General features: G+C 65.4%; 12 protein-coding genes. 10 read left to right on the forward strand and 2 right to left on the reverse strand.

The genetic code is table 11. The features are described from left to right. Positions 1-5 precede the first annotated feature (5 nt). The 4 genes from B7G53_RS17305 to B7G53_RS17320 are packed head-to-tail and all read left to right on the forward strand — an operon-like array spanning position 6 to position 4,002. The gene (locus B7G53_RS17305) at positions 6-983 is read left to right on the forward strand and encodes a branched-chain amino acid ABC transporter permease (RefSeq protein ID WP_096669977.1); all 978 of its coding nucleotides are present in this window, start codon (positions 6-8) and stop codon (positions 981-983) included. Next, a complete protein-coding gene (locus tag B7G53_RS17310; RefSeq protein WP_096669979.1) occupies positions 976-1,731 on the forward strand; it encodes an ABC transporter ATP-binding protein in 756 nt (251 codons plus the stop codon). Before B7G53_RS17305 ends, B7G53_RS17310 begins: the two co-directional genes overlap by 8 nt. Beyond that, complete coding sequence (locus tag B7G53_RS17315; protein ID WP_096669981.1) at positions 1,728-2,519, forward strand: ABC transporter ATP-binding protein; 792 nt, start codon at positions 1,728-1,730, stop codon at positions 2,517-2,519. Before B7G53_RS17310 ends, B7G53_RS17315 begins: the two co-directional genes overlap by 4 nt. 28 nt (positions 2,520-2,547) lie before the next feature. Then, on the forward strand, positions 2,548-4,002 hold the full coding sequence (locus B7G53_RS17320) for an aldehyde dehydrogenase (RefSeq protein WP_096669983.1): 1,455 nt from the start codon (positions 2,548-2,550) through the stop codon (positions 4,000-4,002). Between the two features lie 347 nt (positions 4,003-4,349). Here the strand turns inward: B7G53_RS17320 and B7G53_RS17325 are convergent, their stop codons facing one another. Together B7G53_RS17325 and B7G53_RS17330 are read right to left on the reverse strand one after the other, a co-directional pair. Then, a complete protein-coding gene (locus B7G53_RS17325; RefSeq protein ID WP_096669985.1) occupies positions 4,350-4,631 on the reverse strand; it encodes a YkgJ family cysteine cluster protein in 282 nt (93 codons plus the stop codon). A 63-nt stretch (positions 4,632-4,694) separates the two neighbouring features. Further along, complete coding sequence (locus tag B7G53_RS17330; RefSeq protein ID WP_096670056.1) at positions 4,695-5,273, reverse strand: NADPH-dependent FMN reductase; 579 nt, start codon at positions 5,271-5,273, stop codon at positions 4,695-4,697. Positions 5,274-5,602: 329 nt separating this feature from the next. On the opposite strand from B7G53_RS17330, the gene mnmG reads away from it, so the two are divergent. From mnmG to B7G53_RS17360, 6 genes are all read left to right on the forward strand, one after another. Beyond that, complete coding sequence (gene mnmG, locus B7G53_RS17335; RefSeq protein WP_096669987.1) at positions 5,603-7,606, forward strand: tRNA uridine-5-carboxymethylaminomethyl(34) synthesis enzyme MnmG; 2,004 nt, start codon at positions 5,603-5,605, stop codon at positions 7,604-7,606. Next, positions 7,606-8,265 carry a 16S rRNA (guanine(527)-N(7))-methyltransferase RsmG gene (gene rsmG / locus B7G53_RS17340; protein WP_096669989.1) on the forward strand — a complete coding sequence of 220 codons (660 nt, stop codon included), beginning with the start codon at positions 7,606-7,608 and terminating at the stop codon, positions 8,263-8,265. The genes mnmG and rsmG overlap by 1 nt, the downstream gene beginning before the upstream one ends. Before the next feature lie 108 nt (positions 8,266-8,373). Further along, positions 8,374-9,000 carry a LysE family transporter gene (locus B7G53_RS17345; protein ID WP_096669991.1) on the forward strand — a complete coding sequence of 209 codons (627 nt, stop codon included), beginning with the start codon at positions 8,374-8,376 and terminating at the stop codon, positions 8,998-9,000. A 31-nt stretch (positions 9,001-9,031) separates the two neighbouring features. Further along, complete coding sequence (locus B7G53_RS17350) at positions 9,032-9,802, forward strand: ParA family protein (RefSeq protein ID WP_096669994.1); 771 nt, start codon at positions 9,032-9,034, stop codon at positions 9,800-9,802. 90 nt (positions 9,803-9,892) lie between these two features. Then, positions 9,893-10,432, forward strand: coding sequence for an RBBP9/YdeN family alpha/beta hydrolase (locus B7G53_RS17355; RefSeq protein WP_096669996.1), 540 nt, complete (start codon positions 9,893-9,895; stop codon positions 10,430-10,432). Between the two features lie 55 nt (positions 10,433-10,487). Next, positions 10,488-11,423 carry a ParB/RepB/Spo0J family partition protein gene (locus tag B7G53_RS17360; protein ID WP_096669998.1) on the forward strand — a complete coding sequence of 312 codons (936 nt, stop codon included), beginning with the start codon at positions 10,488-10,490 and terminating at the stop codon, positions 11,421-11,423. The last annotated feature ends 19 nt before the right edge of the window (positions 11,424-11,442 follow it).

Below are 11,442 nucleotides of genomic sequence, written 5' to 3' on the forward strand. Positions count from 1 at the left end.
GAAGAATGAAAGACAAACAGATTCTGGTGCGCGACCTGCTGCTGCTGCTGGCCTTTGCCGGCTGGGCGCTGGCGCTGCCGCATTACGGCAGCGAGTTTGTCGTCTCGATGGCGCTGACCTGCCTGATGTATGTGGCGCTGTCTTCGAGCTGGGGCCTGTTCTGCGGCAGCACGCGTTACCTGTCGCTGGCGACCTCGGCCTTCTTCGGCATCGGCGCTTACACCAGCGCGATTGCGCTGGAAAAAATGGCCTGGCTCGAGTCGATTGCGCTGGGCGCCGGTATTGCCACCGTGGTCGCGGTGGTCATGGGCGCGGCGGTGCTGCATTTGCGCGGCACCTACTTTGCGGTGCTGACCTTCGGCATGACCGAGCTGATCCGCCATGCGGTGACCTACTTCGAGAAAAAAGTCACGGGCACGGTGGGCCGGGTGCTGACCGTGGTGCCCGACCGCGACACGATTTACCTGACGGTGCTGGCGCTGGCCGTGCTGGCGGTGCTGGTGTCCATCATTGTGCGGCGCAGCCGCTTCGGCCTGGCCTTGATGGGCATAGGCGCCGACGAGCAGCGCGCGCAGACCCTGGGGGTGAACACGCGGCTGATCAAGGTGGCCGGTTTTGCGATGACGGCGGCCTTTGTCGGCGCCGTGGGTGCGGCCATGGCGGTGCGCTGGACCTACATCGACCCGCACACGGTGTTCAACCCCTTCATCGGTTTCCAGACCGTTCTGATCGCGCTGATCGGTGGCGCGGTCACGCTGTGGGGCCCGCTGATCGCCGCGATTGTGTTCAGCGTGCTGGCCGAGACCCTGCGCCTGCAGGCGCCGCAGGTCTACATGATGTCGCTGGGGCTGCTGCTGATCCTGAGCGTGCTCTACCTGCCGGGCGGCCTGGCCTCGCTGCGCTGGGCGACCTTCAGCGGCTGGTGGCAGGGCAGCCGCAGCTGGGCGCGTGGCCTGACCAGCAAGGAGCGCAAGAATGGCTGAGTTGCTGCTGCAGGCGCGTGACATCACGGTGCGTTTTGGCGGCCTGACGGCGGTCGATGCCGTCAGCGCCGATTTCCATGCCGGCGAACTGGTCGGCATCATCGGCCCCAACGGTGCCGGCAAGACCACGTTTTTCAATGCGATTTCGGGCGTGATCCCGCCGACCAGCGGACAGCTGCTGGCGGGTGGGCGCGACTTGGCGGGGCAGGGGCCGCACCGTTACGCCGCAGCCGGTGTGGCGCGTACCTTTCAGACGCCGCGCGTGTTTCCCGACATGAGCGTGGCCGCCAACATTGACTTCGGGCTGAAGTTTGCAGGGCGGACGCGCCAGGGCTCCTGGCATCTGCGCGACGAAAGCAGCATTCTCGAACTGATCGGCCTGCACGCGCAGGCGGCCTTGCCGGCAGGCGCGATCACCCCGTCGCAGCAGCGCCTGCTCGAGGTCGGCATGGCGCTGGCCACGCGGCCGCGTCTGCTGCTGCTCGACGAGGTGGCGGCCGGCCTGACCGAAGCCGAGATTGAAAACATGGCGCAGCTGATACGCCGCATGCGTGACGAGCTGGACCTGACGGTGGTGTGGATCGAACATGCGGTGACCACGCTGCTGCGCCACGTCGAGCGCGTGATCGTGCTGCACCAGGGCCGAAAGATTGCCGACGGCACGCCGGCCGAGGTGGTGCGCAATGAAGAGGTGATCGAAGCCTACCTCGGTGATGAGATGGTGGAAGCTCCGGGAGTGCCGGCATGATGTGGTACGCCCCGTCTTTTGTGCTCGGCGCGTCCAGCCAGGCGCACCTGAAGGTCCTGGGCCTGAGCGCAGGGTACGGCGCCTTCCTGGTGCTGCGCGATCTGACGCTGGAAATCAAACCTGGCCTGACCGTCATCCTCGGCCCCAACGGTGCCGGCAAGACGACCTTGCTCAAGGCCCTGTCCGGCCTGATCCCGCGTGGCGGCGAGGTGCTGCTCAACGGCCAGGCGCTGCCGGTCAAGACCAGCGAAATCGTGCAGCGCGGCATGGCGCTGGTGGCCGAGGGCCGGCAGCTCTTTCCGCAGATGACGGTCACCGAAAACCTGGAGCTCGGCGGCTGGCTGGTGGCCAAGGCCGAACGCGCGCGGCGGCTCGAGCAGGCCTTCACCGACTTCCCGAAACTGCGCGAACGCGCGCAGCAGCTGGCCGGCACCATGAGCGGCGGCGAGCAGCAGATGGTGGCGGTGGCGCGCGCCATGATGAGTGCGCCGTGCCTCTTGATGCTGGACGAACCCTCGCTGGGCCTGGCGCCGCGCATGGTGGACGAGCTGCTGGCGATCACGCGCCGCATCGCCGACAGCGGCACCACGGTGCTGATGGTCGAGCAGAACGTGAAGAAGGCGCTGGCCGTGGCCGACCGCGGTTATGTGCTGGAGCGCGGCACACTGGTGGCCAGCGGGCCGGCGGCGCTGCTGGCGCGCTCGACCGTCATTCGGGAGGCCTACCTCGGTGCGGCCCCTGCCTCATCCGGCTCCATTTCCACCCCCTCGGCGCCCGCCCGGGCCTGACTTTATTTTTCCCTCAAGGAGTACCGCCATGTCTGACATGTCCATGCTGATCAACGGCCTGAAGGTCACCGCTGAAAAAGGCGCCACCTTCGAGCGCCGCAACCCGCTCGATGGCAGCGTCGCCACCCGCGCACCGGCGGCCTCGCCGGCCGACGCGGTGATGGCCGTCGAAGCCGCCGCCGAGGCCTTCAAGACCTGGAGCGAAACCGGCCCGAGCGCGCGCCGGGCCCTGCTGCTCAAGGCCGCCGATGCGCTGGAGGCGAAGACGCCGCAGTTCGTCGAAGCGGTGGCCGCCGAAACCGGCGCGTCCGGCATGTGGGCCGGCTTCAACGTGATGCTGGCCGCCGGCATGATCCGCGAGGCGGCCTCGCTGACCACGCAGATCAGCGGCGAGGTGATTCCGTCCGACGTGCCCGGCAGCCTCGCCATGGGCGTGCGCCAGCCGGCCGGTGTGGTGCTCGGCATTGCGCCGTGGAACGCGCCGGTGATTCTCGGCGTGCGTGCGATTGCCACGCCGCTGGCTTGCGGCAACACCGTGATCTTCAAGGGCTCGGAGAACTGCCCGCGCACCCACCAGCTGATCGTCGAGGCGTTTGCCGACGCCGGCTTTCCGCCCGGTGTCGTCAACTACATCACCAATGCGCCGGCCGACGCCGGCGCGGTGGTCGAGGCCATGGTGGCGCACCCGGCGGTGCGGCGTGTCAACTTCACCGGTTCGACCAAGGTCGGCAAGATCATCGCGATGACCTGCGCGAAATACTTGAAGCCGGTGGTGCTGGAACTCGGCGGCAAGGCGCCGCTGGTGATCCTCGACGATGCCAACCTCGACGACGCGGTCAACGCCGCCGCCTTTGGCAGCTTTGCCAACAGTGGCCAGATCTGCATGTCGACCGAACGCATCATCGTGGACCAGAAAATTGCCGACGCCTTTGTCAAGAAGTTCGCGGCCAAGGCCAGCGCCTTGCCGTTCGGCGACCCGCGCAAGCCCGAGCCGGTGGTGCTGGGCTCGGTGATCGGCATGGGCACGGTCGAGCATTGCAACGCGCTGATCGACGACGCGCTGGCCAGGGGCGCCAAGCTGGCCTGTGGCGGCAAGGCCGAGAACACACTGATGCCCGCGACCGTGCTGGACCATGTGACACCCGCCATGCGCATCTACCACGAGGAGACCTTCGGCCCGGTCAAGTGTGTGGTGCGGGTCAGCGGGGTGGAGGAGGCCGTGGCCTGCGCCAATGACAATGCCTACGGCCTGTCGGCCGCCGTGTTCGGCGGCGACATCGCGCGGGCCTTCAACGTGGCACGGCGCATCGACTCCGGCATCTGCCACGTCAACGGCCCGACCGTGCACGACGAGGCGCAGATGCCGTTTGGCGGCGTCAAGGGCAGCGGCATCGGGCGCTTCGGTGGCAAGGCCGGCGTGGCCGAGTTCACCGAGCTGCGCTGGATCACGATCCAGACGACGCCGCGGCATTATCCGTTCTGACGTTCTTGGCTCCCGCGCCTGAATGTCGGGGCGCAGCCTTGGTGCCTGGTTACAGGAAGGTTGTCATACAACGCAATATCTCCCTATACAAGTTGACGGGGTCCGGGATGGCATCGCGGACTATGCTAACGACAGACTCTGCGACTACCGCGTGGGCAATGCTAGCAATAGTGCCCTTGAGTTTGTTTCGGATGCGACGGGCTCGACGTCGCAGATCGCCATCTTGATTTGGTTCACGCATGGCGCCATTCCTGTGGTTGATGAATGCCACAGTCTTGCGTCACGACAGCAAAAGGCCAAACCCTACTGGGGGGAAATAGCAATTAGCTATCTATGCGTGGATCTCTTTATGAGCTGCGGCCGAGGACGTTTGACCAAGGCTTAGTCGCATGTTCGAGCCATTTCAAGTGGGCGTGTGCGGCGGCTGAGTCTTTTCCGCACATTTCAACCGACGGCATCAGCTGGCCACAGACCGCAGGCCGCTCCGGCTGGCCAAAAATGCGGCAGCGGTTGGCTTGGTCCAGCTGCACACAACGCACCCCGGCCGGCTTGCCCTGCGGCATGCCGGGAATCGGCGAGCTGATGGACGGCGCAATGCAGCAGGCGCCGCAGCCGGGGCGGCAGTTCACGCGCGCCTTTCGCTATTGAATAAGGAGCAGTGGACGCCCGTGAAGAAAGGGCCAGCGGTCGATTCAGGCATGAAGTCGGCGGCTCGCAAACAGCACCTGGTCGATCACCGCCTGCACGTTCTTGCGATGCGCCTCGCTGACCAGCTGGCCGTCCGCGTCAAACGCTTCGCCGGCGTGGCCCAGCGCAAAGGCCTTGGGGGCGACCCAGCATTGCGCGTTCAGCAGCAGCGGCACCAGGTGGCTTTGCGAGCGCAGGCCGCCGAGCGCGCCGGGCGAGGCGCTGAGCATGCCCACGACCTTGCCGCTGAAGGACTTGAAGCCGTCCTGCCAGGCCGGGTCGGCCTTGACCGGGCTGGAGACCCAGTCGATGGTGTTCTTCAGCAGGGCGGTGTAGCTGCCGTTGTATTCGGGCGAGCAGATGATCCAGCCGGGGTGCTCGAACATGAGCTGCTTGAGCTTCATGACGTCGGCCGGCGTGCCTTGGGTTTCGAGGTCGGCGTTGTACATCGGGATGTCGAAGTCCGCCAGCTCGATGTGGGTGACTTCGGCGCCGCTGGTGCGCGCGAGACCGGCAGCCACCTGGGCCAGCTTGCGGTTGAAAGAGGCGAGCCGGGTGCTGCCGGCGAAGATCAGAAGTTTCATGCCCCTATTGTGCTTGCGTGCCGCCGCCTTCACGGTCTGGCCGGGCGGGATGCTGCTGCCGGTAGCGGCCATCAGTGATTTTGGCAGGTAGCCCTTATGGATCAAGCGTCTGTAGCTATTAAAAACATAGCAAGCCATCGACCCGGCCGGCAGGCAGCGCGGCGCTGGCCCGGTTGGGCGCCCGCAGCACAAAAAAGAGGCACCCTGATAAAATCCTGTTTTTCGTCTTGTGAAAGCGGCAAGCTGTTTGCTGACTGTTCCGGCCCGGCCGGTCTTTTCCAGGGCGCGCAGGCATCTCGCCTGACGACTGCTTTATTGAAGGAGGCGTGATGCACTCGCCTTATGTATATCCGAAAGAATTTGACGTGATCGTGGTCGGTGGCGGCCATGCCGGCACCGAGGCCGCGCTGGCTGCTGCCCGCATGGGCTGCAAGACCCTGCTGCTGACGCACAACATCGAGACCCTGGGCCAGATGAGCTGCAACCCCTCGATTGGCGGCATCGGCAAGGGCCACCTGGTCAAGGAGGTCGACGCCATGGGCGGCGCGATGGCGCTGGCCACCGACGAGGGCGGCATCCAGTTCCGCATCCTCAACAGCTCCAAGGGCCCGGCGGTGCGCGCCACCCGGGCGCAGGCCGACCGCATTCTGTACAAGGCGGCGATTCGCCGCAAACTGGAAAACCAGCCCAACCTCTGGCTGTTCCAGCAGGCGGTGGACGACCTGATGGTCGAGGGCGACCGGGTCGTCGGCGCGGTCACGCAGGTCGGCATCCGGTTTCGCGCGCGTACCGTGGTGCTGACGGCCGGCACCTTTCTGGACGGCAAGATCCATGTCGGGCTCAACAACTATGCGGCGGGCAGGGCGGGGGATCCGCCGGCGGTGTCGCTGAGTGCGCGCCTGAAAGAGCTCAAGCTGCCGCAGGGCCGGCTGAAAACCGGCACGCCGCCGCGCATCGACGGGCGCAGCATCGACTTCAGCAAATGCACGGTGCAGCCGGGCGACGGCATGCCGGGTGGCACGCCCGGGCCGGTGCCGGTGTTCAGCTTCATGGGCGGGCGCATCCAGCACCCCAGGCAGATGCCCTGCTGGATCACCCACACCAACGAACGCACCCACGAGATCATCCGTTCCGGGTTTGACCGCAGCCCGATGTTCACCGGCAAGATCGACGGCGTGGGCCCGCGTTATTGCCCGAGTGTCGAGGACAAGATCAACCGCTTTGCCGGCAAGGAAAGCCACCAGATTTTCCTCGAGCCCGAAGGCCTGACGACGCACGAGATCTACCCCAACGGCATCTCGACCAGTCTGCCGTTTGACATCCAGTACGACCTGGTGCGCTCGATGGCGGGCATGGAGAACGCCCACATCCTGCGTCCCGGCTACGCGATCGAATACGACTACTTCGATCCGCGCGCGCTGAAAACCAGCTTTGAAACCCGGTCCATTGGCGGCCTGTTTTTCGCCGGGCAGATCAATGGGACCACGGGTTACGAGGAGGCGGCGGCCCAGGGCATGTTTGCCGGCATCAATGCCGCGCTGCAATGCCAGGGGAAAGAGGCCTGGCTGCCGCGACGCGACGAGGCTTACCTGGGCGTGCTGGTGGACGACCTGATCACCAAGGGTGTGACCGAGCCCTACCGCATGTTCACCAGCCGGGCCGAGTTCCGCCTGATGCTGCGTGAAGACAATGCCGACATGCGCCTGACCGAAAAGGGCAGGGAACTGGGGCTGGTGGACGATGCCCGCTGGGACGCCTTCAACCGCAAGCGCGACGCTGTTTCACGTGAAACAGAACGGCTGCGCTCCGTCTGGGTCAACCCGCGCAACCTGCCGCTGGCCGAGGCCGAACGCGTGCTGGGCAAGGCCATCGAACGCGAGTACACCTTGCTCGATTTGCTGCGCCGCCCCGACGTGAACTACGCCGCGCTGATGTCGCTGGACGGCGGCAAATATGCGAACGCCGAACTGGCACCGCCCGCCGAGGGTGTTTCACGTGAAACAGAGGCGGCCGACATGGCGGCCAGCGTGATCGAGCAGATCGAGATTGCCGTCAAATACGCCGGCTACATCGACCTGCAGAAGACGGAAGTGGAGCGTGCCTCGCACTACGAAAACCTCAAGCTGCCGGCTGACCTGGATTACCTGCAGGTCTCGGCCCTGAGTTTCGAGGCGCGGCAAACCCTGGCCAAACACCGGCCCGAAACCCTGGGCCTGGCCTCGCGCATCTCCGGCATCACGCCGGCAACCGTGTCGCTGTTGCTGGTGCACCTGAAGAAGAACCTCTGGAAAAACACGGTTCCCCTGAAGCCCGCTGAGCAAGCCGAAGCCTGATGCGCAGCGGCGAACAGGATTTGCGCACCGGCCTGAAGGCGCTTCAGTTCGACCTGAACGATCACCAGGTGGGGCAGTTGCTCGACTACCTGGACCTGATTGCCAAATGGACCAAGGTCTACAACCTGACGGCCGTGCGCGACCCGACGGAAATGATGACGCATCACCTGCTCGACAGCCTGGCCGCCATCGCGCCGCTGCGGCGTCATCTGCAGCAGGCCGGGCTGGCGCAGGGGGCCCGCCTGCTGGACGTCGGTTCGGGCGCCGGTTTGCCGGGCGTGGTCATCGCCGTCTGTTGCCCGGCCGTGGCCGTGACCTGCGTGGACACCGTGGCCAAGAAGGCTGCGTTCATCAAGCAGGCGGCGCTGGCCCTGAAGCTGCCCAACCTGACCGGCCTGCATGCGCGGGTGGAGACGATCACCCAACCTTTTGACCTGATCTGTTCGCGCGCCTTTGCGTCGCTGGCCGACTTCACCCAATGGTCGGCCGAGGCGCTGGCGCCGCACGGTGTCTGGATGGCCATGAAGGGCAAACACCCGGCGGACGAAATCGCCGCCTTGCCGGCCACGGTGGAGGTGTTTCACGTGGAACAACTGGCCGTGCCCGGGCTGGCGGCCGAGCGCTGCATGCTCTGGCTGCGCCCCAAAGCAGCGGTTTAAGCCACAGTCCGGGCAAAAAAACTGCACATCAGGCCCGCATGGCAGGTGCCGGCGGATTTTCAGCCTGTGCGCTGACGTAAACTCAAAACCTGTTTTTCGGAGGTCTCCATGTGGGGTTCATTTGCGGGCGTCGCTGACTACGGCGCTTTTGTTGTCGCCATCCTTGTTTTTCTGCTGATTCCCGGCCCCGGCAACCTGGCGCTGATCACCTCGACCAGCAAGGGCGGCATTCCGGGCGGACTCGGTGCCACCTTCGGCGTGATCGCCGGGGACCAGGTGTTGCTCTGGGCCGCGGTGGCCGGCGTGTCGGCGGTGATGGCCGCCTACCCGACCGCCTTTCATGCGGTGCAGTGGGCCGGTGCGGTGTACCTCGCTTGGCTCGGCCTCAAGATGCTGCTGGCCAAGCCCGGCGATGCACCCATTCTGCAGATCAAGCCACGTCACTATTTCCGCCAGGCCCTCCTGATCACCTTGCTCAACCCCAAGGCCATCGTTTTCTACATGGCGTTCTTCCCCCTGTTTGTGGACCCGGCCCGGCACCAGGGCCTGACCACCTTTGCGGTGATGGCCGCCACCATTGCAGGGCTGACCTTTCTGTACGGCCTGAGCTCGGTGCTGATCACCTACTTTCTGGCCGCGCGCATCCGCGCCAATCCGAAAATCTCCGCGGTGCTGAACAAGGCGGCCGGCGTGTTTCTCATCGGCTTCGGCATCAAGCTGGCCATCTCCAAGTAAACCTTCCGATCTCCAGAACCCAAAGAAGCACATGGCCAAAATATTCTGCGTTGCCAACCAAAAGGGCGGGGTGGGCAAAACCACCACCACGGTCAATCTGGCAGCGGGACTGGCCAAGGTCGGCCAGCGCGTGCTGATGATCGACCTGGATCCGCAGGGCAACGCCACCATGGGGTCAGGCGTGGACAAGCGCAAACTCGAACTCACGGTGTACGACGTGCTGCTCGAGTCGGCGTCGCTGCTGGAGGCGCGGGTGCACAGCGAGAAATGCGGCTACGACGTGCTCGGTGCGAACCGCGAGCTGGCCGGCGCCGAGGTCGAGCTGGTGGATGTCGAGCGCCGCGAAAGGCGGCTCAAGCTGGCGCTGGCGGATGTCGGCGAGCACTATGACTTCGTGCTGATCGATTGCCCGCCCTCCCTGTCGATGCTGACGCTCAACGGCCTGTGCTGCGCGCACGGCGTGATCGTGCCCATGCAGTGCGAGTACTTTGCGCTCGAAGGCCTGACGGATCTGGTCAACACCATCAAGCAGGTGCACGCCAACCTCAACAAGGACCTGGCCATCATCGGCCTGCTGCGTGTCATGTTCGACCCGCGCATCACCCTGCAGCAACAGGTCAGCGACCAGCTGAAATCACATTTTGGCGACAAGGTGTTCAACACCGTGATCCCGCGCAATGTGCGCCTCGCCGAAGCGCCCAGTTACGGCCTGCCCGGCGTGGTGTTTGACCCGTCGTCCAAAGGCGCACAGGCCTTCGTCACCTTCGCCGAAGAGATGGTGCAGCGCATCAAGGCCATGTGATGGCCTGGGTTTCAAGCCAAATCGGCTTCCGGCCCAGGCACCACCTGCGCTGACAGCTATCAAAACCATAGTAAATCTGCTTTTTCCGGCATGAAGTCCTCGAACGTCCTGATCCTCCCCGGCTGGCAAAACAGCGGCCCCGAGCACTGGCAAAGCCGCTGGGAGCGGGTCCACGGTTACCAGCGCGTCGAGCAGCACGACTGGATGCACCCGCTGCGCGGCGACTGGATTGCGCGGCTCGAAGAGGTGCTGCTGTCCTGCGACGAGCCGGCCGTGCTGGTCGCGCACAGCCTGGGCTGCATACACACGGCGGCCTGGGCCGCCCATTCAAAAAACACGCAGCGCGTCAAGGGTGCGCTGCTGGTCGCGCCGCCTGATGTGGCGCGCGAGGACATCCGCCCCATGCTGAGCAGCTGGGCGCCGGTGCCGCTGCAGCCGCTGCCGTTTCCGGCCGTGGTGTTGGCCAGCAGCGACGACCCGTTTTGCGTGCCCGCGCGGGCGGCGCAGTTCGCCGCCGCCTGGGGTGCCAGGTCGATCGACGCCGGCCCCCGCGGCCACCTCAATGCCGAGAGCGGTCTGGCCGACTGGCCCGAGGCCCACGAACAACTCCTGCGGCTGATGCGTCTGTGACGCATCACAGACGCATCAGCCCCTTCTAATCTGAACCAGAGAAAGACAAGACACCATGGTCACCAAAAAACCCAAAGGCCTGGGCCGCGGACTCGAGGCCCTGCTGGGCCCCAAGGTCAGCGAAGCCGGCGATGCCGACCAGGGCAACAGCAGCGCCACCAGTCCCGGCCAGCCGGCCTCGCTCCGGCTCACCGACCTGGTCGCCGGCCAGTACCAGCCGCGCACCCGCATGGACGAGGGCGCGCTCTACGAACTGGCCGAGTCCATCAAGGTCCAGGGCATCATGCAGCCGATTCTGGTGCGGCGCCTGACCAGCGGCGCCAACGACGGCAAGTACGAAATCATTGCCGGCGAGCGCCGCTTCCGTGCCGCGAAAATCGCCGGCCTGGACAGCGTGCCGGTGCTGGTGCGCGACGTGCCCGACGAGTCGGCCGCGGCCATGGCGCTGATTGAAAACATCCAGCGCGAAGACCTCAACCCGCTGGAAGAAGCTCAGGGCTTGCAAAGGCTGGTGAAGGAGTTTGGGCTCACTCACGAACTGGCCGCGCAAGCCGTCGGCCGTTCCCGCAGCGCCGCCTCCAACCTGCTGCGCCTGCTGAACCTGGCCGAGCCGGTGCAGACCATGCTGATGGCCGGCGACATCGACATGGGCCATGCGCGGGCGCTGCTGGCGCTGGACCGGGCTACGCAGATCACCGCCGGCAACCAGATTGCAGCCAAAAAAATGTCGGTGCGCGAGGCCGAAAGCCTGGTCAAGAAACTCAGCGCCGAGTTCTCGCTCAAGCCGCAAAAAAACACCAAGGAAAAGTCGCGCGACACCCGCCGCGTGGAAGAAGAGCTGGCCGACCTGCTGATGGCCGACGTCGAGGTCCGCGTCAAGAAACAGGTCAAGCGCAATGGCCGGCGCGAGGACACCGGCGAAGTCGCCATCCAGTTTGCCTCCATGGACGAGCTGAACGGGCTGATCGAGCGCCTGCGCGGCAACAAATAGGCCCGGCCCGTCACTGAAC

Origin of the sequence: Polaromonas sp. AET17H-212, from assembly GCF_002379085.1 — a bacterium.
Taxonomy (GTDB): Bacteria; Pseudomonadota; Gammaproteobacteria; order Burkholderiales; family Burkholderiaceae_C; genus Polaromonas.

Bases quoted from the DNA above. Each gene is read 5' to 3' on its own strand.
- B7G53_RS17310 (WP_096669979.1), top strand. From the start codon at position 976: ATGGCTGAGTTGCTGCTGCAGGCGCGTGACATCACGGTGCGTTTTGGC.
- B7G53_RS17355 (WP_096669996.1), top strand. From the start codon at position 9,893: ATGAAGTCCTCGAACGTCCTGATCCTCCCCGGCTGGCAAAACAGCGGC.
- B7G53_RS17315 (WP_096669981.1), top strand. From the start codon at position 1,728: ATGATGTGGTACGCCCCGTCTTTTGTGCTCGGCGCGTCCAGCCAGGCG.
- B7G53_RS17345 (WP_096669991.1), top strand. From the start codon at position 8,374: ATGTGGGGTTCATTTGCGGGCGTCGCTGACTACGGCGCTTTTGTTGTC.
- B7G53_RS17350 (WP_096669994.1), top strand. From the start codon at position 9,032: ATGGCCAAAATATTCTGCGTTGCCAACCAAAAGGGCGGGGTGGGCAAA.
- B7G53_RS17320 (WP_096669983.1), top strand. From the start codon at position 2,548: ATGTCTGACATGTCCATGCTGATCAACGGCCTGAAGGTCACCGCTGAA.
- mnmG (WP_096669987.1), top strand. From the start codon at position 5,603: ATGCACTCGCCTTATGTATATCCGAAAGAATTTGACGTGATCGTGGTC.
- B7G53_RS17330 (WP_096670056.1), bottom strand. From the start codon at position 5,273: ATGAAACTTCTGATCTTCGCCGGCAGCACCCGGCTCGCCTCTTTCAAC.
- rsmG (WP_096669989.1), top strand. From the start codon at position 7,606: ATGCGCAGCGGCGAACAGGATTTGCGCACCGGCCTGAAGGCGCTTCAG.
- B7G53_RS17360 (WP_096669998.1), top strand. From the start codon at position 10,488: ATGGTCACCAAAAAACCCAAAGGCCTGGGCCGCGGACTCGAGGCCCTG.
- B7G53_RS17305 (WP_096669977.1), top strand. From the start codon at position 6: ATGAAAGACAAACAGATTCTGGTGCGCGACCTGCTGCTGCTGCTGGCC.